General features: G+C 65.1%; 21 protein-coding genes and 2 tRNA genes. 12 read left to right on the top strand and 11 right to left on the bottom strand.

Annotated features, from left to right (window positions below; translation table 11 throughout):
• Positions 1-5 precede the first annotated feature (5 nt).
• Positions 6-1,364 (top strand): putative bifunctional diguanylate cyclase/phosphodiesterase, encoded by a 1,359-nt coding sequence (locus SREC43747_RS0116625; protein ID WP_081722651.1) that lies wholly within the window; start codon positions 6-8, stop codon positions 1,362-1,364.
• Here SREC43747_RS0116625 and SREC43747_RS0116620 read toward each other — a convergent pair.
• The 5 genes from SREC43747_RS0116620 to SREC43747_RS0116600 are packed head-to-tail and all read right to left on the bottom strand — an operon-like array spanning position 1,361 to position 5,147.
• Positions 1,361-2,614 (bottom strand): GGDEF domain-containing protein, encoded by a 1,254-nt coding sequence (locus SREC43747_RS0116620; RefSeq protein ID WP_029722449.1) that lies wholly within the window; start codon positions 2,612-2,614, stop codon positions 1,361-1,363. The two genes, SREC43747_RS0116625 and SREC43747_RS0116620, sit on opposite strands and share 4 nt — an antisense overlap.
• 50 nt (positions 2,615-2,664) lie before the next feature.
• Positions 2,665-2,976, bottom strand: a complete 312-nt coding sequence (locus SREC43747_RS0116615) for a hypothetical protein (RefSeq protein ID WP_029722448.1) — start codon at positions 2,974-2,976, stop codon at positions 2,665-2,667.
• Positions 2,977-2,979: 3 nt separating this feature from the next.
• Entirely contained in the window at positions 2,980-3,606 is a 627-nt protein-coding gene (locus SREC43747_RS0116610) for a hypothetical protein (protein ID WP_029722447.1), read from the bottom strand.
• 12 nt (positions 3,607-3,618) lie between these two features.
• The gene (locus tag SREC43747_RS0116605) at positions 3,619-4,797 is read right to left on the bottom strand and encodes a putative T7SS-secreted protein (RefSeq protein ID WP_029722446.1); all 1,179 of its coding nucleotides are present in this window, start codon (positions 4,795-4,797) and stop codon (positions 3,619-3,621) included.
• Positions 4,794-5,147 (bottom strand): DUF6317 family protein, encoded by a 354-nt coding sequence (locus SREC43747_RS0116600; protein WP_152528451.1) that lies wholly within the window; start codon positions 5,145-5,147, stop codon positions 4,794-4,796. Before SREC43747_RS0116600 ends, SREC43747_RS0116605 begins: the two co-directional genes overlap by 4 nt.
• A 263-nt stretch (positions 5,148-5,410) precedes the next feature.
• Between SREC43747_RS0116600 and SREC43747_RS0116595 the strand changes: the two genes are divergently transcribed.
• Complete coding sequence (locus SREC43747_RS0116595; protein WP_029722444.1) at positions 5,411-5,788, top strand: nuclear transport factor 2 family protein; 378 nt, start codon at positions 5,411-5,413, stop codon at positions 5,786-5,788.
• Positions 5,789-5,806: 18 nt separating this feature from the next.
• On the opposite strand, the gene SREC43747_RS0116590 is transcribed toward SREC43747_RS0116595, so the two are convergent.
• On the bottom strand, positions 5,807-6,205 hold the full coding sequence (locus SREC43747_RS0116590) for a hypothetical protein (protein WP_152528450.1): 399 nt from the start codon (positions 6,203-6,205) through the stop codon (positions 5,807-5,809).
• Between the two features lie 419 nt (positions 6,206-6,624).
• Here SREC43747_RS0116590 and SREC43747_RS0116585 point away from each other — a divergent pair, with 419 nt between their 5' ends.
• The 8 genes from SREC43747_RS0116585 to SREC43747_RS21150 all read left to right on the top strand — a co-directional run bounded on the left by SREC43747_RS0116585 (position 6,625) and on the right by SREC43747_RS21150 (position 12,082).
• Positions 6,625-7,254, top strand: coding sequence for a hypothetical protein (locus SREC43747_RS0116585; RefSeq protein WP_029722441.1), 630 nt, complete (start codon positions 6,625-6,627; stop codon positions 7,252-7,254).
• A 249-nt stretch (positions 7,255-7,503) separates the two neighbouring features.
• Positions 7,504-7,989 (top strand): hypothetical protein, encoded by a 486-nt coding sequence (locus SREC43747_RS0116580; protein WP_051388102.1) that lies wholly within the window; start codon positions 7,504-7,506, stop codon positions 7,987-7,989.
• Between the two features lie 335 nt (positions 7,990-8,324).
• Complete coding sequence (locus SREC43747_RS21160; protein ID WP_029722439.1) at positions 8,325-8,516, top strand: hypothetical protein; 192 nt, start codon at positions 8,325-8,327, stop codon at positions 8,514-8,516.
• A gap of 1,316 nt (positions 8,517-9,832) precedes the next feature.
• Complete coding sequence (locus SREC43747_RS22315) at positions 9,833-10,141, top strand: YbaB/EbfC family nucleoid-associated protein (protein WP_081722650.1); 309 nt, start codon at positions 9,833-9,835, stop codon at positions 10,139-10,141.
• Positions 10,142-10,144: 3 nt separating this feature from the next.
• Positions 10,145-10,429 carry a hypothetical protein gene (locus SREC43747_RS21155; protein ID WP_152528449.1) on the top strand — a complete coding sequence of 95 codons (285 nt, stop codon included), beginning with the start codon at positions 10,145-10,147 and terminating at the stop codon, positions 10,427-10,429.
• 14 nt (positions 10,430-10,443) lie between these two features.
• Entirely contained in the window at positions 10,444-10,761 is a 318-nt protein-coding gene (locus tag SREC43747_RS20710) for a hypothetical protein (RefSeq protein WP_081722649.1), read from the top strand.
• Between the two features lie 27 nt (positions 10,762-10,788).
• Positions 10,789-11,460 (top strand): WXG100 family type VII secretion target, encoded by a 672-nt coding sequence (locus SREC43747_RS20705; RefSeq protein WP_081722648.1) that lies wholly within the window; start codon positions 10,789-10,791, stop codon positions 11,458-11,460.
• 58 nt (positions 11,461-11,518) lie between these two features.
• The gene (locus SREC43747_RS21150) at positions 11,519-12,082 is read left to right on the top strand and encodes a hypothetical protein (RefSeq protein WP_152528448.1); all 564 of its coding nucleotides are present in this window, start codon (positions 11,519-11,521) and stop codon (positions 12,080-12,082) included.
• 809 nt (positions 12,083-12,891) lie between these two features.
• Here the strand turns inward: SREC43747_RS21150 and SREC43747_RS0116550 are convergent.
• Both SREC43747_RS0116550 and SREC43747_RS0116545 read right to left on the bottom strand, forming a co-directional pair.
• Positions 12,892-12,966, bottom strand: a tRNA-Ile gene (locus tag SREC43747_RS0116550).
• A gap of 155 nt (positions 12,967-13,121) precedes the next feature.
• A complete protein-coding gene (locus SREC43747_RS0116545) occupies positions 13,122-13,325 on the bottom strand; it encodes a hypothetical protein (RefSeq protein ID WP_029722436.1) in 204 nt (67 codons plus the stop codon).
• Between the two features lie 976 nt (positions 13,326-14,301).
• On the opposite strand from SREC43747_RS0116545, the gene SREC43747_RS0116540 reads away from it, so the two are divergent.
• Positions 14,302-14,502, top strand: coding sequence for a hypothetical protein (locus SREC43747_RS0116540; RefSeq protein ID WP_029722435.1), 201 nt, complete (start codon positions 14,302-14,304; stop codon positions 14,500-14,502).
• Between the two features lie 325 nt (positions 14,503-14,827).
• Here the strand turns inward: SREC43747_RS0116540 and SREC43747_RS0116535 are convergent.
• The 3 genes from SREC43747_RS0116535 to dnaG all read right to left on the bottom strand — a co-directional run bounded on the left by SREC43747_RS0116535 (position 14,828) and on the right by dnaG (position 17,591).
• A tRNA-Asn gene (locus SREC43747_RS0116535) sits at positions 14,828-14,900 on the bottom strand.
• 250 nt (positions 14,901-15,150) lie between these two features.
• Entirely contained in the window at positions 15,151-15,684 is a 534-nt protein-coding gene (locus SREC43747_RS0116525) for a hypothetical protein (RefSeq protein WP_236623238.1), read from the bottom strand.
• Positions 15,684-17,591: a DNA primase gene (dnaG, locus tag SREC43747_RS0116520; RefSeq protein ID WP_029722433.1), complete on the bottom strand. Its 1,908-nt coding sequence runs from the start codon at positions 17,589-17,591 to the stop codon at positions 15,684-15,686. Before dnaG ends, SREC43747_RS0116525 begins: the two co-directional genes overlap by 1 nt.
• Positions 17,592-17,689: 98 nt before the next feature.
• Between dnaG and SREC43747_RS0116515 the strand changes: the two genes are divergently transcribed.
• Positions 17,690-17,924 (top strand): sigma factor (locus SREC43747_RS0116515; protein WP_029722432.1); only part of this gene is annotated, 235 nt, incomplete at its 3' end.

Raw genomic sequence — 17,924 nt, 5'->3', positions numbered from 1 at the left:
CGATCATGACGTCGACTTCTGCCCGCGGCAGGGTCACGCCGAGCATGATCACCGAGAACGCCACGACCGGCACCCATAACGGCAGCTGCGGGTACCAGAACTTGACGTACAGGCCCGCCGCGATCACCTCGCTGCCGAGCGCGCAGTTCGTCAACCGCATCGCGGTGTTCGCCGCCGATCTGGACAACTTCAAGCGGGTCAACGACTCGCTGGGGCACGAGGGCGGCGATGAACTGCTCTCCGCGCTGGCCCAGCGGTTGACGAACGGGCTCCCGCCGACGTGCACCCCGGCCCGCTTCTACGGGGACGAGTTCCTCGTCGTCTGCTCCGACGTCCAGGAAGCCGGCGGCATGCGAGCCCTCACCGCCCAGATCGCCAAGATCCTGCACACCGTGGTGCCGGTGCGCGGTCGGCTGATCAAGGTGTCGGCTTCCATCGGGGCGGCCGTGGTGGAGAACGACCGCACCACCGGGGAAGAACTCGTCCGCTACGCCGACGCGGCGATGTTCGAGGCCAAGCAGCGCGGACAGGGGTTCGTGGAGCGGGCCGATCCCGTGCTGGCCTCGACGGCGGCGAGCCAACTGACCTTGGAAGAACAGCTGCGCCACGCCATCCACAACGACTCCATCACCATGCACTACCAGCCGATCGTGGACAACGACGGCTCGGTGGTGCTGGCGGAAGCGCTGCTGCGCTGGTCCCCCAAGTCGGACGAGGCCCCGCTGCCACCGCCCCAGGTGCTGCGGGTGGCGGCCCAAGGGGATCTGCTGCGCGACCTCGACCGCCGGATCCTGCGCACCGCCCTGCGCGAAGCGTCCCACTGGACCGGCCCCGACGGTGAGCCGATCAGCATTTCGGTGAACCTCGGCGGACTTCGCCCGGACATGCCGGGCTTCGACGAGGAGATCCTGGCCGCGATCTCCGAAAGCGGCGCGAAGCCCGAACAGGTGGTGCTGGAAGTCGTCGAGACCACGCTGGCCGAGCTGCCCGAAACCGCCCAACAGGCGATGTCCGAGCTCACCCGGATCGGGGTCCGGTTCGCCATGGACGACTTCGGCACCGGGTACTCCTCGCTGGCCCGGTTGAAGGACATGAACACCCAGATCCTCAAGCTCGACCGGAAGTTCGTCTCCGGCATCGGGACGGACCCGATGGACCTGGGCATCACCCGGGCGATGGTGGAATTGGCCCACACCATGGGACGCGAGTGCATCGCCGAAGGCGTCGAAGACGCCGATCAGCACCGGCTGCTCCAGGACATCGGGGTGGACGCCTACCAGGGCTACCTGTTCTCGAAACCACTGCCGCCCGCGGAGTTCAAGGAGTTCGTGCAGGCCGCGAACGCGCGACCCGCCAGGGGCTAAGCACCGGACCGGCTGCGCTTGGCCCGGTACATGTCGAGGTCGGCCTTGGCCAGCAGAGCGCTCACCGACGCTTCCGGATCCCGCGTGGTGGCCAGGCCGACGCTGGCGCTCATCTGGAAGAGCTGACCGACCGCGGCCACGTCGGTCACCAGTTCGCTGCGGAGCCGCTGGCGCATCACCTCGGCCTCCTCCGAGGTGCCGACCTTGGTGAGCACCACGAACTCGTCGCCTCCGATCCGGGCGACGGTGTCCTGGGACCGCACCGTCGCCGTGAGCTTCTCGGACACTGCCTTCAACATCTCGTCCCCGGCCCGGTGGCCGAACTGGTCGTTGACCGGTTTCAACCCGTCGACGTCGATGACCATCACCGCCAGCACCCCGGGTTTGCTCTCCAGCTCGCCGAGCTCGTCCTCCAACCGGTCCACCAGCAAGGTGCGGTTGGCCAGGCCGGTGAGCGGGTCGTGCAGGGCCATCCGGGTCAGTTCGGCGAACCGGTCCTGGCTGATCCGGACGTCCCCGCCGCCGAGGGATTCGCACTGCCCCACCAGGTAGGCGGGCCGGTCGTCCGGCCCGGGGATCGCGATCAGCCGGATGAGCATCCAGAAGGTGTGCCCGAGGGCGTGGCGGAGCCTGGCCTCCAGGGTCACCGAGGTCTCTTCGTCGCGCTGCAAACGGGTGAGCGCCTCTTGCAGGGCGCGTTTGTCGTCGGGGTCGTCCACCAGGTCGCTGAACGGTCGACCGAGCAGCACGTCCCGGCCGTGGCCCACCATGTCGCAGACCTTGTCGTTGATCTCCGTCCAGCGGCCGTCCAGGCTCATCAACCCCATGCCGATGGGGGCGTTGCTCATGGTGCGCCGCCACAGCAGCTGCAGGGCCCGCAGCTCGCTGATGTCGAGCACCTGGTAGACCAGGTACCGCGGTTCCCCTTCCCTGGTCCGCACCAGGGAGGGCTGGATCAACCCCCACATCACCCGGCCGGAGGAGTGCAGCAGCCTGATCTCCACGGGCAGCGGGTCGACGCTCTTCTCCACCAGCTGCTCGATGTTCTTCCGGATCGCTCCCAGGTCGGCCGAGTGCACCACCTCGGCCGCCCGGATGCCCAGCAGCTGCTCCCGCTCGGCCCCGAGCATCCGGCACATGGCCGGGTTGACTTCCACGGTGATCCCGTTTACGTCGAGCACTGCAAGGGGGCCCTGCGCCTGCAGCCACATCTCCTCGAACGGCAGATCCCGGACTTGCTGCTCCTCCACTCGATTAACGCTACGCGAGCACCTGTGGGCACGCTTCCTCGAAGACAGCGCTACCGGAACCGCCGGAACGCCAGCGCCCGGTACGGGCTGGGCGCCGGCTGGTAGCCGTGTTCGTGGGCGATCCGCCGGATCTGCTCCTCACCGATCGACCAGTGCGCCTTGTTCAAGTACACCTCGGGACGGCCGTCGAAGTGCTGGGCGATGAGCCGCTCCTGCTCCCCGGGGTTCTTGAACCGGTTGCGCATCAACACCAGCGCCAGCGCCGTGCAGCCACCGACCAGCACCACGCACGCGACCGCGATGAACAGCGGACTGGCGGCCGTCGCGTGGTCCTGCGCCAGCAGGTACTGGAACGCACGCATCGCTCACCCTTCTTCGTCCTGTTCGGCGAAACGCAAGCTCCGCGCCGTGCGGGCGGCCTGCCCGGCCACGTACTCCCATCCGTCAGCGCTACCGGTGGTGACGTCCAAGACCGCCAGCTGCCGGGCGTCCGGGGAGACGAACTGGAACTCCGCCCGGTAGACGGGGCGGACCTCGTCTTGGGAGAGCCCGAACTCGCCGGCCGGCAGCCTCAGCTCCCCGTGGTGCACCGCGGCGATGGACGGCCCCGCCGGGAGCCGCACCACCCTTGCGTCGGCGTGCGGGTGGCGCCGCTGGTACTCCTCCAGCAAGGCCGTGGCCAGGGCGGAACGCGCATCGCGCCCGGTGGCCACGCCTTCCGCGTTCCGCAGCGGGGCGCTGGCCAAGGTCATCGTCGCCGTGGCCGGTTGGGCGGTCTGCGTCGGGAACGCGCCGAAGACCAGGATGCGGAACCGGTTGAGCCGCTCGCACACCGCCATGAGCTGGTCGGTCAGCTCGGCGGGGTCGATGTCGCCGTGCTGGGCGGCCGCGTTCACCAGCGACTGGGCCCGTTCCCGCAGCTGCTGCTCGGTAGTGCCGGCGATGGACAGGCCGGCGAACCCGGGCGGGTACTCGAGCTGGATGTTGAGCATGCCGGCGTCCCCTTACGCTTTGCTCTTCGCCTGCTGGTCTTCTTCGATGCCGGATTCGATGGCGTTCCACAGTGGTGCGGCGGGCCCCATGATCATCTGCGCCGGGTTCTTCGGCACCCAGTAGTCCTGCAGGTCGTCGAAGAAAGTGGTCAGTTCCCCGCCGCTGGCGGCATCGGCGACGCCCCAGCCGGCCAGCTGGCCGACGTCGAGTGCGAGGCTGACCTCCGAGCCGACCACCGGGATCATGCCGACGGTTCCGGTCACCACGCCCAGCGCGTCGGCCGCCAGCACCTCGTCCGGCACGTCCCCACCGGCCGCCCGGGCCAGGGCGTGCCCGCCCAGCGCGCCGACCTGGAGGACCAGCGACGCCCCACCGAGCGCCATCGCGATGCCTTCGGTGATGGGGTTGGGCGGCACCAGCCCCACGATGTCCCCGACCAGCCCGACCATCACGCTCAGGTCGGCGGCCAGGTCGGCGAGGTTCGCGATCAGGTTGGCGTTGTCCTTGACCAGCTGCCACGCCCCGGAGGCCAGCTCGCCCAGGGCGTCACCGATCGCCTCGATCGAATCGCCGAGCAGCTCCCCGAGCTCGCTGCCGATCCGCTCCAGCAGCCCGGGTTCGTCCGGCGCCAGTTCCTGGGCCTTGCGCAGCGCACGGGCCACTTCTTCGGCGATCTCGGTGTGCTGCGCGTGCAGGCGCTTGGCCTGCTCCAGGATTTCCGCCACCTCGTTCCGGGCGGCGTTGAGCTCGGCGACGGCCGCGTCCAACCTGGCCTGGGCGTTGCGCAGGGACTGCTCGTCGGGGAACTCCTGGCCGGCCAGGCCGAGGTCCGGGTTTCGTTCGGCGCGCTCAGCTCGTTTCTTGGCGGCCTCGGCCCTGCTCTCCAGCTCGGCGGCCTGCCGCTGCATGACTTCGAGGTCGGCTTGCCAGCCGTGCAGGGCCTCGCCCGCCGCCCGCAGCGACCGCTGGCCTCGATCCAGCAGATCGGGCAGGTCGTTGACGGTTCCGCGGAAGGCTTCCGCCGCTTTCCCCTGCCACAGCCCGTCGGAGTTGCCGATGCGGGAGAGCGCTTCGTGGGCTTCCCCCAGTGATTCGGCCACTCTGCGATAGCGGTCCGCCAAGGCGGTGATCTTCTCCGGCTCGCCCGGGGCCGGGTCGAATCCCAGGGCGTCGAAGTCGCGCGTGCTCATTCCGTCCCCTCGAGCGCCGACATGATCTTGCTGTCCGGGGCGGTGCTGTCCGACAGCGCCTGGGTGTGGGCCTGGAAGAGCTCGGACACTTCTTCTTCGAGTTGGGCGTAGTGCTCCTTGGCGGCCCGCAGCAGTCCGGTGACCTTGTCGGTCGTCTCGGCCAACTTGCCGGTGCCGTACTCCCAGCTCTCCTGGAAGTCCTTGCCGGCTTTCTCGATGTCCGCGTTGCCCAGCGCGGACAGCTCGGCTTCGCGCAGCCGCTTGTTCGCCTCGCTGATCTTCTCCGCCGCTGTCGACAGATCGGTGATGAACCGGCCCAGTTCCGGCATGTCAACCCGGTATCCGCCCACCCGCGCTCCCCTCTGATCGTTCCGGCGGAGGCCTGATTGTAAAAGATCGGTTTCACCTGAAGGGGTGAAACGCGCTGTTTTCCGCTTTTCTCCTGGAACAGCGCGTTGTCACCGCTCTCCTCGCCCGGCGCGAGTCGGTCGCTGGAGGTCTCGCCCGCGCTGCCCGCTTCGGAAGCAGCGGGCTCCCCGGGTTCGGCGTGCTGCCGTTTCCCCCGCGGAGTGGGATGTTGGGAGCTCAGCGGAGTTCGGGAAGAGGACGCGACATGAGCGCTGAACTGTATTCGCGCTGGCTGCACGAGCTGTGGGGCGGTGACCTGGAGGACTTGGAAACCACCGCCGCCAGCGTGGTCTCGCCGGATTTCGTGGGGCACTGGCCGCACCGGATGGGGTTCGTGCGCGGGCCGGCCCAGCTCGCCGACGTCATCCGGCAAGGACGCGCCATGTTCGACGACGACCTGGTCTTCGAGCTGGTGGTGGGCCCGATCGTGCAGGGCGAGCTGGTGGCCGCCCGCTGGGTGGCCCGCGGTCACCACGCGCAGCGGCCGGTGCGGTTCCACGGGCACGACATCCTGCGCCGCGGCCGCGACGAGTTCGTGGAGTACTGGTCCATCAGCGAAACCCCACCGGGCGTCTCGCGATAGCAGGTTGTTCGCGAGCGCCTACTGCTCTTCGGCGGTGAGGAACAACGGCAGTTGAGCTTCCGCTGCTTCGGGCTTCTTCCGGGCGGGCCCCTCGGGTCGTCCGGCCAAGTTCTGGCATTTCCTGCAGGTGATGGGCAAGTCGACCGCTTCCCAGTCGGCTCTCGGATACCGGCTGAGCGGTTGCCCGCAGACCGGGGTGGGCTGCGGTATGCCGTTCCGCCTGACGATTTTGGCTTTGTGCACCTTGCACTTGAGGCCGACGCGCAGGTTGCGACCTATGAAGGGTTCGGCGAACTTTTCCGCCTCCTCCCGATGGGAGTCCCCGTCGTTCTCGCTCTCATGCACAAGATCAGCTTTGCCCACCGCGTCATCCGCGAGCACCGCAATACAGGTGATCTTGATTGACGAACGGCACACCGATTGCTCCGAACAGCGGTGGACATTGGCCTGCTGGGCACAATTCCAGGAATCTCGACGCACCTGGGCGCGGGAGAACCAGCGGCGCCTCGAGTTTCGGATTCCGCAGCTGCTGCGAAGTCGCCCTGACGATCAGCTGGTCAGCGCTTCGCCGAAAAGCTCAACGCGAGCCGGAAAACTTCGAACGGAAAGCACCTTTGGGCCATGCGGATGAGGGGGCGATCACGCCCGAATGGAAGATCGAAAAATCAGTAGAAGTCGATACAATGTACCACGGGTCGCCAACCCGGAAGCACACTCCACCACTTTAATTCCGAGTCAGAGAGTAGAGAGGTCGTTCGATCTGTGTCAATAGGACTGTCGGCGACTTCACTCGATGTGGCTGGGGTGCTGCTTCTTCCGTCGACGAGAGGGAGCACGTGAGCAGCGACAGCGTCCAGATCGGTCTCGCCGCTTTCCTTGACTACACGCGCAGCAACACGCGCGGCTGCGTGAACCTCGTCAAAGCACAACGCACCATGTACTTGGATCCGGATCGCCGGGCTTCGGCGTTCTACGGCCCGTTCCGGGCGGCGCTGCGGCGCGCGGTGAATTCCCCGGATCCGGAACGTGTGCTGACCAGGACCGTGGCCAAAGCCCGGCCGGTGCAGCGGAGCCACTTCGAAGCCCTGCGGGCGGGATTCCTCCAGTGGTGGGGCAAAACCCGGGGCACCGGAGTGCCCATCTCCTCGGGGCGTTGGCAGTGCGGGCAGCTGACCATCAACATCCCCGACCAGGGGTGCCTGGGTTTGCGCTACCGCAACGGGCGCACCGAACTCGTGCTGCCGTACCTCAAAGAACCCGAACTCACCGCGGAAGACGCCTACCCCGCGCTGCGCATCCTCGAGCTCGAGAGCGACGAGATGCTGCCCGGGGCGGCGCCAGCCGTGCTCGACGTGCGGAGGGGGAAACTGCACAAGCTGCGGAAGAACACCAACCGCGGTGATCTGGACGCCTACCTCGAAGCCGAAGCAGCCAAATACCTCGTGCACTGGCAAGCAGCCGCCTGATTCCTTGAACCCGACCAGAACGCCGAAGCAACTCCAACTCTTCGAGAGACAGCAGTTGAGCAACCACTTATCTGCTTGAGCTTTTTTGCACGCTTAGGGGGAGAAGTGGAGTGTTACCATCGAGTCAAGGAATACTTCAGGCGGGACGGAACACGAGTCAGGGCACACTATCGCCGAAATCCATCACGCTCCAGCAACAATTCACTCCCCTTCGGGGTAGTAGTCGCCGCTGCGGTCATCATTGCCCTGGTGGGGTGGAGGCTCAGCAGCGGAGAAAATGAAGTCGACCAGGAAACGAAGGCTTGGGAGATCCAAGGAACCACGTTCACCCAGGAAGCTTCGGACACCGACAAGTCATGCGGTATCCATTCATTCGGCGATGTGCAGCGATTCTTCCTGGAGCACCCTTGCCAGGAGTTGCACAGAGTCCTGCTGGCCACCCAGGACACCGATGGCAACGAAACCGTGATCGCAATTTCCAAGACCGTCATGCCCACCGCTGAACAAGCCGAGGAACTGAAGGAACTGGTAGATCGAAACGGCACAGGGAACATCAAAGACTTGGCCAAGCAAAAACTGAAGTACCTGGGGGTTGAGTTCACGGGTCAGCACTACGCGTCGAAACTTGCCGGATCATCGGTTCTCATCGCTGAAGCCGAGGTCGCTAGCGGTGATGTTGACTCAGCGACTCTGAAGAGAACAGCCCAGCAGGCACTGGCGTATCCGCATCTCTAGCACCAACAGCTGGTAGGACTGCCTAGTTCCAGGTAGCCCTACCCCAATCCAGCTATCGATTGGCCGAGCTCACTCGCGAACAACGATGCCTCCAGCAGGTGTCCTGTTCGCGAGTGGGTTTCACTCATTCAGCACTGGCTGCGGCATGCAGCGGAGCGGTAATCCAATCTGTCGAGAGTCCACAATTCGAGGACGCTCCTACCCAAAGATGATCATCGCGGGTAAGGGCGTTGGTCTGTTCGATGGTATCGTGCGAACAACACTCTCGGGCAGCCGCTGGCCAATATGATCTTGTTCCGTGCCAGAGATCATGCTCTCTGGCAGAAGTCTTGGGCATGGCCATCGACACCTCGGTGCCAGTGCTACAACTCGGCGGCGGAAAACAATGCCAAATCACCGCCACCACCTCATGGGGCCAAGTCCTCTACCTGGCCAACTACCTCCTGCAAGCACTCGGCTGGGCATTCGCCACCCTCTTCGTCGCCGGCTACACCGGGCTAGTGCGCAAAACAGGCCAAACAACCTGACACCAGCACGAGTCCACGTGCGGTGGCCTCCGAAGAATCGCACCCTGAGCTGCGGAAGCGCAGGGTGAGTGGGACGGGACTGCGGCCTGATATGCGCCCGAGCCGCCATCAGGTAAGCGGAAGTCCGGCTGATCAACACGAGCCAGCAAGATCTGAAGATGAACCCCACGGCACGGTCAGCACTACACCGCACCCCTGCGACCACCGAGGAGTTCTCGCCCCACGACCAACTCCGTCGGGAGCCTCCCAACCGAGCAGCTCGCAGCAGCGAAAACACGGCTGGGACACCCTGGACGCTCAGCACCGTGACTTCTTCAGTCACAGCAACGACGGGTCGGTTCTACCTCGGCAGCACTTCGTCGAGCACCGAAGAGCTCGGACAGGACCCTATCTGGAACGAGACCAACGACGCGCTCGATGCCTTCTGCTCGTCGCTACCGCATCCGGGCTCCTCCCGCCTCGCAAGCAGACTGATCCCATCAGCTACGACGAAGCGAGGCGACCATCTTCGCCATCTGGATGCAGGGGCCGATCATGGATGGAAGACACCCGGTTCTCCGGCTTCCGCGGCAAGAAGGCACCGAACCGTACGCGAACTTCTAAGAATTTGCCGAGCCACCGGCTAGGAATACGAAGAAGAACTCGAATCCTGATCAACATGGCACAACCAGCCCTCCGATGTGGAGAGCAGTGCTGTTCGCTTGCCCTTCCCAAGCTATCAAGGGCGAACCTCGTCCCACGCCTGCGCTTGTCGCAACAAGCTCCGGCCGCCCCGAACGGCATCCCAACACAACCAACGTCGGTCTACGACCAGCCGAAGTGAGGGTCCATCGCGCCGGACAACACACACGACGAGCACCACGAGTGTGATAGTGACGACGCACGAGGCCAGCACTTCCACATCCGAGTGCCGTCTCCGCGGCGAGGAAGCTGCGGAAGCGATAGCACCGCACACCCAGCGGCCGGCTGTCGGACACCCAAACGGCAGGCAGGCGCACCAGCAACGATCGCCTTTGCATGGAGACAAGAAATTCACCCGCACGAACGGCAAGACTGCGTTTGAAGTGGTGATCTGCACTGGTGCCACTCGGCAAGAACAACCAGACACGTTGGACCATTCGAGTGATCTTGCTCGACTTTCCTGAGATAGCCACGCCCTAGCAGCACACTGGTCAGGGTTCTAGGTCGACAGGAACAAAACAAAGGGGCGGTTCTTCAGCGGAAACCAGTATTGCCATCTACTACAACGTCTCACGCCCGAAAGCGAGAACACCCGCAATTTGACCTATTGGAATCACCACCCGTGAGAGGTGCATATGCCCGATGTCCCTGACGTGGAGCCAACTCTGCAAAAATTGCACGAGGTGAAGACCCAGCTGAGTGAATTAAGAGAGGACGCATCCACCAGGAGATTCACCGGATCTTCAGAAGACGGATCTGTGCACGCACTGGTCGACGGCACAGGTCGACTGCACGAGCTCACCATTCCGAATGAAGAAATCCGTTCAAGTCATCCTGCGCGACTAGGACCAAAAGTAATGGCCGCCCTTGCCGACGCCCGCCAGAAGGCCAACAACGACACAAACACCAGGATCGCAGAACTACTTCCTTCGTTTGGAGATTGATTGATGCCAGAAATTTCGACAGCTCGTATTCGCGAAGAGCTGGCCCTATCAGAGGAACTAGTGCAACGATCTTTGGAAAAAGCGGAGCAGGCTAAATCTGAAAGAATAGAAGTTGATCTGGACAGCGACCTCGGCCAAGCCGTGTTCTCCGCCTATGGAGAATTGCTTGAGCTCAACCTCAATGTTGAGCAGATGAGGTTCACCAACGGTCGAACCCTAGGGGCGGTAATCGTCAAAGCAGTGAATTCTGGCGAAGAGCAGGCCAGACATTTTCGCGAGCAACACTAGAAGGGGACATCGGCATGGCTGGCTTCGAGGTCGTTCCCGGGGCGATCAGAAAGAACGTGAGGTTCCTCCAAGAGGCTTCAGACGCTTGGGATACCGCACATAAAGCACTCAAAGGAATGAAACTGAAGGAGAACGCTCTAGGATTGCTGGGAAGACTTTCCTTCGCCATACAGCATCACAACTTCGCACTCGATGAGGCTTTGCGAGTCCTTGAAGAAGGACAACAACGCCTTGAAGAGGCCGCTACGAAGCTTCAAGCCGTAGCGCATGAGTACGAAAGCCGCGACGCCGATTATTACGCCGAGTTCGGCTACCTCCGCGACAACATGTGACGACCGACGCCGAAAGCAGGAACCCGAATGGAACCCTTAAGCCCTTTTTCTCCCTTAAAACCCTTCCCGGAAGAAAAGGCGGAAAAGATACTCGAATATGCCAAAAAGCTTGGTGCACATGCGGTCAAGGAGATAATAGATACCATTCGTGATCTCTTCGGCCACCCCGAAGCAATACGAGATCGAGTGAACGCCTGGGGGTACCAGGCCAAGACAGGAATAGCGCAGTCCGTCGAATCCATCACGGCTTCGCGAAGTGATCTGACTGCATATTGGGAAGGCGGAGCTTTCGACAGCTACAAATTGTACGTTGACCATTTGGAGGAAGTGTTCGACAACGCAAGAAACGTCTTCGGGCAGATGGCTGATCACCTGCAAGCCATGGCCGAAGCGATGACGAATTTCTACAACCGCCTGCTGACTTATGTCAACCACTGCTACGCAACGATCATCAGTTGCACTGGCGGAATTCTCGCCACCATCAAAGAGGCACTCATAGGAATTGCCGAACCAATCGCGGACGCCATCGCGAAATTTGTCGAAGATAGCAACGACGTCATCACCGAGATGAATATGACGATTTATCAATACAACGCAGCGGGCCAGGACATCAAACAATCGATAGCTGATCTCAAAGTACCTGAAACCATTCCTAGCTCTTCCGTGGACCCGGGAGGCTGGAAAGTTCGAGCGAGGTAGTGAGCATATGCGTGTCACACGCAATCGGGCCTTTGCAGCATTGGCATCAGCTGGGGCTTTGCTCGCCATCACAGCCTGCTCGAGCGCTCCCGCGGCGGAGGACCCGTTCACGGAGTTGCCGGTCGCCTGCGATCTCGTTTCAGGCGAAACCATGCAAAGCGTCGTTGGGCAACCCCACGGCTCCGGGAAAACAAGAACTGCCGATAGCGACGATTGCTCTTGGGTGAATCGCCCCGAAGACCTTCCAGCCCCTCCACAAGAAGGTGTGGTTCCGCACTGGCGCGACCTGCACCTCACGGTCTACCTGTTCAACGCCCTGGAGGGGAGCGACAGAACAGGGGTGGACCAAGCCACCGACGTGTTCGCCCTTGAACGGCAGGGCGACGGCCTGGTCGGCAAAGGCAGCGTGGACGACATCGGCGACGAAGCGTACTTCGACACCAACGGGAGCTTCGGCAAACTGAAATTCCGGCAAGGGAACATCATCGTCGACATCTGGTTCACCAGCACAGCCATCGGACCAGACGGCTCAACAGCAGCACTCGGCAACGAGACAGTGCGCGAGGCACTCACGAAAGTGGCCAAGGAGGTCAGCGCCAACCTGCACCACCAAGCCCGATGAGCTCAATTCCAATACCCGAGCCCCTTCGAAACGGCCTCGGCTGTGCAAGCAGCGGACCTCCCACAGCAATGGGAATGATGTAGGGCAGCCGCGCTAGCCATAACGGTTGGCGCGGTCCAAGCCCCTCGGTGTCGGTGCCCCAGCCCGCGAGCTCAGCTCAAAGCTCCGCGGTCGTGCACCGCAGCCATCCCCAAACCGCCCACCCCTCGCCCGGCGATGCTCGGCCCAGTCGGATGCTCCCGAAGCCGTGGCTTGCGCTCCCGAACCCGCGAAGCCGCCGAGCAGAGGATCTCCACGCCCCTCTCCCGGCGCCGGGAGCGTTGGACAACGACCACGGCGGCCGGCCCCGTGGGAACAACCAGGGCCGCTGCGACCGTGGACCGCCCCCGGCGACCGACGTCCTGGCGGGGCCAACCGAGGCACCGGCCTCGAAGCAGTGGATCTCAGCCCGCACCCCCTTTACGAGCTCATCCATCCCCGTGAGGCCCTCGTCCACCCCGTGGCCCAAGAACGGGCCCCGACGACTCCTGCTGCTGTCGTTGGTGAAGACGTGCCACGAGCCCGAGCAGATGCCAACGGCGCTGCTCCCCGGTCTCGACGCACAACACCCTGCCGGAGGCAGAACTGAGCGCTCGAACGATCACCTGACACCAGGCAGTCGATCACCAGGAGACGGGGACGAGCGAGCCGGCACGTGAAAGGGCAGTTAGCACCCGGGGCGAAGCCCGCAGAAGAGATCTTGATCCGTGCGCGCGAAGCGCACCTGGCCCGCGGCTCGGACCACCGAGCAGCTCTCCACCTGCGAAGCGTGGGGCAGGTGGGATTTGAACCCACGACCTGACGGATTATGAGTCCGCTGCTCTGACCTGCTGAGCTACTGCCCCAACAACCGTTCGCAGTACTAGCGATCGTATCGAGCCGGCGTTCCGGCTCGCCTGTCGGGGTGCGGGTTCGGGGTTCGAGGCTCCGGACGTGAAAAGGGCCAGCGCGCACCTGCCCGCGCCGGCCCCCCGACACCACTCAGTTGATCATCGACTGCTCAATTGATCATCGCGAAAATATCGAAAGCGCCGGTCAGCTGCCCGATGATCGCGATGGTGGCCAGCAGGGCGACCAGCCCGGCCACCGTCATCACCGCCAGCATGCCGAGATAGACGAGCGCCTTGACCGGCTTAGGCAGCTCGGACACCGCGGACAGATCGAGTGAGAAGTGCGGTTCCTTCTCAATTCCCGGCGCAGACATCGCTTCCCCCGTCCTTGATCGAACCCCTAGCACGAACCCTGTGCTGAAGACGCGCTGCCACAGCGGTCTCGTTGCGTCAACGAACCGCGAACCGAATTAGTTCGCGCTCGAGCAATTCGACCGGCCTCTTCATGAGACCTCCGCCCTGCAACCGCCTACCAGCAAGGATCTCCCCAACGACTGAAAATTGCGAGATCAACTACTCAGCCGTTGAGGAAGCGGTAGAGGAACGTTATCGACCGAAGAGACCGGATCATCCGCCCTGCCTACAGTCTACTGCCTTCCCCGGAAACCGCCACATCGGCCCACCACCGGCGACAATTCCGTCCATTGTAGAAATGGGCCTGCCATTCGGGCGAAAAACAGCAGTTCAGAGCCACTTTCAGCGCCTCCCCCGATCATTCGATCACCCAAGAGGGGTCCTGGATCGCGCCGGCTTCGAGCAGCGAAATGATGACGCCCGCAGACTCCGGGCGAAAGAAATCCCACCGGAGGCAACTCCCCGTTCAGGAAAACCGGAGAGGAAATTCCCCCCGCCTTCCCCCACCAGCAATCCACGACACCGGTCGAATCCATTCGACCCGTCCCAGACGGTGAGAGCCGGAATCGTTCCCGCGGCCGCCCAGCCAGGGAGCCGCAGGACCGGAACACCGCCTTCAGGTGGCGATTGACCGCGCTCACCCCTGCCCCCACCGTCCCCGCGGGGGAGTTGATCAGCGGCAGCCGGGCACTGGAACCGCCGACCATTCACGGAGCCCCTCGAAGCGGGCAGCAGAGGAACGAGTGCCGCCGCCTCGGCGGTGCCGGCACCAGCAGAGTTCCCGATCGGGCAGAAGGTGCAGATGACGAAGTCCCCTCGATCACCACCGCGCTGACGGTGGCTCTCGCACTCCTCGCCCCCCCGAAGCCGACGACGAGGAGACCCTCCTGGCCGAGCGGTGCGCGCGACCCTTCCTCACCTCCTGGGAGCTCCCCGGTGGCGAACAACACCGAACCCCGCCACCGGGGCGAGCCGAGCCCTTGCGCGGCGGAAACCGGGACCGAACTGGACGAGGACGATCTCGTGCCCCTGGACCGGCCGCCGATCCCACCGGGCCCCGCGCGGGCGGTGCGCGAACCTCACCTGCCGGCTCCTCGCGCGACCAGACCGCTCGGCTACAGCGCGAAGGCCCGCTGAGCCGCTGAGCGCCGCGGACGAGTTCCAGCCGGCGCTCGACCACTCGCACGCGGTCGAGCTCGGCTCCTGCTCCTCAACACCACCGAAGACCTGGAAACCGCGATCGCGCTCCACCGCAGCGAGGGCTTTCGCAAGACGGTCGAAGAAATCGTGGCGGGCCTGCCGTCGACCTCCTCCGAGAAGACCACCGCGCGACCTCCCCGCCGAGCCGGCCGCCCCCGTTCCGGCTCGGGCGCCGCACAACCCCCGCCGCGGAGGACGCAGTCCGGAGATCGGACCGCAAACACGACGAAGCCCCAGGCATCGGCCTGGGGCTTCGTTCCTGCTCCTCCGGCTGGACTCGAACCAGCAACCCTTCGGTTAACAGCCGAATGCTCTGCCAATTGAGCTACGGAGGAATGTTCTCTTTTGTTCCGCCGCCCTCTCGGGCTGACGGGGAATACTTTAGCGCACCCCTCCAGGGGCTTTCGCACCACCCCCCTCCAACCGATCACCGGGCACGTTTCCGCTGGTAATCGACTTGACCGGCGAGCCGGAGGGGCTCCTGGTGGCACAACACGCCCACCCGAAGGAAGATTCCCAGGACAAGTGATATGGGGCACACATCAGCCCGGGTCGAGTGCTGCTCGAAACCCACCAGGACCCGGCTCATTCGCCGGGCGCGTGCGGCAGCCGCTCGGCGATCTCCCGGAGCAGCACGAGCACGGCTTCCTCGTCGGTCCCCGGATCCGGGCGCCCCTGCAGCACGACACCGCTCCGGCCCGCGAGCTTGCGCTGCACCACCCACACTCCCCCGCCGGGAAGCTCCCGGTGGTGCCGCGAGCGCACCGAGCCGGTCACCCTCTTGTGCACGACGTCCGGGAGCCGGCGCGGAGTGGTCAACCGGAACCGCTGCACCGGGCGGTCCTGCAGCAGCACGACGGCCTCGGCCACCGGCCTCTCCTCGGCCTCGACCACCGCGAGCACGCCGTTCTGCCACGTCGCCTTGCTGATCAAGTGCCAGTCGACGCGGCGTCCCTCCGGCAACCACAGCCCCAAGTTGGTGGCCACCAGCGGACCGGTCTCCGCCCGGGCCACCGCGAGCACGTACTCGCCGCCAGCGAGTTCCCCGCGGAAATCACCGGGGAGCTCCCCCGCCCCACCGAGCCGGGAAACCAGTCGCCGCAGCCAGGGCAACACCATCAGCCGGCCGCCTTCTCCCGCAGCGCCTTCCGGTAGCCCTCCAGCGCGACCAGATCTCCGAACAGCGCGTTGTACTCCTCGGGGTCCTCCACTGGGGACATCCGCTGCACCTTGGACTTGATGTCCGCGATCTGCCGGCTCACCAGCCGCTCCTGCAGGCGGAAGATCACCGCGTGCACGTAGCGGGGGTCGTCCACCGCCTTCAGCTCCAGCTTCTCCACCGCCAGCTGGGTCAGCAGCGAGCGGCTCACCTGGGTCTGGCACTGCTGCGCCACCGCGTCCACCAGTGCGGTGCCGCTCAACCCCGCCCCGGTCCCGCCGGCGGCGAGGATCGCGCCGTGCAGCTCGGCGTAGGCCGGCTCGGTGAACGCCTCGTCCGGCAGGGAGTCGTAGAGCGGGCCGGCCAGCGCGGGCACCTGCAGCGCTGCCTTCAACGCCTCCCGCTCCGCCCAGCGCGGATCGTGCCCCGGTGGCTTGGCCGGCAGGTCGGCGTCGATGCCCAGGGCCTGCTGGCCGGGGTTGCGGCGCGGCCGGCGCTTGCTCTTCACCGGTTTGCCCGCCATCTCGTGCACCCAGCGGACCACCTGGTTCTCGTCGTTCCGGACCACCTGGTTCTCGTCGTTCCAACCGGCCCACCAGGCGAGCTTGGCGGCGTAGCCGTCCCGGCTGGCGGTGTCCTTGATCTGGGCCACCAGCGGCACGGTGCGCTTCAACGCGGCGACCCGGCCGTCCACCGAGTCCAAGTCGTACTCGTTGAGCAGGCTGCGGATGGCGAACTCGAACAGCGGGCGGCGCCGGGCCACCAGGTCGCGCACCGCCGCGTCCCCCTTGGCCATCCGCAGCTCGCACGGGTCCAGCCCGTCGGGGGTGATCGCCACGTAGGTCTGGCTGGCGAACTGCTGCTCGCCCTCGAAGGCCTTCAGCGCCGCCTTCTGCCCGGCCTCGTCCCCGTCGAAGGTGAAGATCACCTCACCGCGGAAGGTGTCGTCGTCCATCATCAGCCGGCGCAGCACCGCGATGTGCTCGTCGCCGAACGCGGTGCCGCACGAGGCGACGGCGGTGGGCACCCCGGCCATGTGCATGGCCATCACATCGGTGTAGCCCTCGACGATCACCGCCTGCCGGCGTTTGGCGATCTCCCGCTTGGCCAGGTCGATGCCGAACAGCACCTGGGACTTGTTGAACAGCGGGGTCGCCGAGGTGTTGACGTACTTGGCCTCGATGGGGTCGTCGTCGAAGATGCGGCGCGCCCCGAAGCCGATCACGTCCCCGCCGAGGTCCCGCAGCGGCCACACCAGCCGGCGGTGGAACCGGTCCAGCGGCCCGCGGCGGCCCTCCCGGGACAGCCCGCACTTGATCAGCTCGTCGAGCTCGAAACCCTTGCTCAGCAGCAGTTTCGTGAGCCGGTCCCAGCCGCTGGGGGCGAAACCGCAGCCGAACTTCTCCGCCACCGACTGGTCGAAACCGCGCTCGGCCAGGTATTCGCGCGCCGGCCGCGCCTCCGGGGAGTGCAGCTGCTCGGCGTAGAACTCGGCAGCGATCCGGTGCGCCTCGACCATGCGCGCCCGGGTGCCGCGGTCCCGCTGCGGCCCCGGCCGGCCGCCCTCGTAGGTCAACTGGATGCCCACGCGGTCGGCGAGCCGCTCGACGGCCTCGACGAAGCCGAGGTGCTCGATCTTCATCAGGAAGGCGATGACGTCGCCGCCTTCCCCGCAACCGAAGCAGTGGAAGGTGCCGTGGCTGGGCCGCACGTTGAAAGACGGTGTCTTCTCGTCGTGGAACGGGCACAGCCCCTTCTGCGCACCACCGCCGGCGTTGCGCAGCGACACGTATTCGCTGACGATCTCGTCGATCCGGTTGCGCTCACGTACCTCGGCGATGTCACTTTCCCGGATCCTGCCAGCCACGTGCCTCAGTCTAGGCCGAACGAGATCGCCGCCGCCGTCCCCGCCCCGGTTGCGCCGAAAATCCCCCGCTCCCGTCCGCATTGGGCCAGAATCGCCCTGTGACCCTCAGCGACGCGGACCTGGCGGCGGAGTTCGACCGGCACCGGAACCGGTTGATCGGCATCGGCTACCGGTTGACCGGGATGCTGGCCGACGCCGAAGACGCGGTGCAGGAGGCGTGGCTGCGCCTGGCGGCCACCGACCGCAGCCAGATCGCCGACCTGGGGGCGTGGTTGACCACGGTGGTCAGCCGGCTGTGCCTGGACCGGATGCGGTCCAGGCACAGCCGGCTGA

It is taken from the genome of Saccharopolyspora rectivirgula DSM 43747 (genome assembly GCF_000497205.1).
GTDB lineage: Bacteria > Actinomycetota > Actinomycetes > Mycobacteriales > Pseudonocardiaceae > Saccharopolyspora > Saccharopolyspora rectivirgula.
Note: the sequence above shows the minus strand (reverse complement) of the source record. Positions and strands in the feature narration are given on the sequence as shown.

Excerpts from the sequence above, each read along its gene's own strand:
- SREC43747_RS0116625 (WP_081722651.1), top strand. The coding sequence starts at position 6 with ATGACGTCGACTTCTGCCCGCGGCAGGGTCACGCCGAGCATGATCACC.
- SREC43747_RS0116615 (WP_029722448.1), bottom strand. The coding sequence starts at position 2,976 with ATGCGTGCGTTCCAGTACCTGCTGGCGCAGGACCACGCGACGGCCGCC.
- SREC43747_RS0116610 (WP_029722447.1), bottom strand. The coding sequence starts at position 3,606 with ATGCTCAACATCCAGCTCGAGTACCCGCCCGGGTTCGCCGGCCTGTCC.
- SREC43747_RS0116605 (WP_029722446.1), bottom strand. The coding sequence starts at position 4,797 with ATGAGCACGCGCGACTTCGACGCCCTGGGATTCGACCCGGCCCCGGGC.
- SREC43747_RS0116595 (WP_029722444.1), top strand. The coding sequence starts at position 5,411 with ATGAGCGCTGAACTGTATTCGCGCTGGCTGCACGAGCTGTGGGGCGGT.
- SREC43747_RS21160 (WP_029722439.1), top strand. The coding sequence starts at position 8,325 with ATGGCCATCGACACCTCGGTGCCAGTGCTACAACTCGGCGGCGGAAAA.
- SREC43747_RS22315 (WP_081722650.1), top strand. The coding sequence starts at position 9,833 with ATGCCCGATGTCCCTGACGTGGAGCCAACTCTGCAAAAATTGCACGAG.
- SREC43747_RS21155 (WP_152528449.1), top strand. The coding sequence starts at position 10,145 with ATGCCAGAAATTTCGACAGCTCGTATTCGCGAAGAGCTGGCCCTATCA.
- SREC43747_RS20710 (WP_081722649.1), top strand. The coding sequence starts at position 10,444 with ATGGCTGGCTTCGAGGTCGTTCCCGGGGCGATCAGAAAGAACGTGAGG.
- SREC43747_RS20705 (WP_081722648.1), top strand. The coding sequence starts at position 10,789 with ATGGAACCCTTAAGCCCTTTTTCTCCCTTAAAACCCTTCCCGGAAGAA.
- SREC43747_RS0116545 (WP_029722436.1), bottom strand. The coding sequence starts at position 13,325 with ATGTCTGCGCCGGGAATTGAGAAGGAACCGCACTTCTCACTCGATCTG.
- SREC43747_RS0116525 (WP_236623238.1), bottom strand. The coding sequence starts at position 15,684 with ATGGTGTTGCCCTGGCTGCGGCGACTGGTTTCCCGGCTCGGTGGGGCG.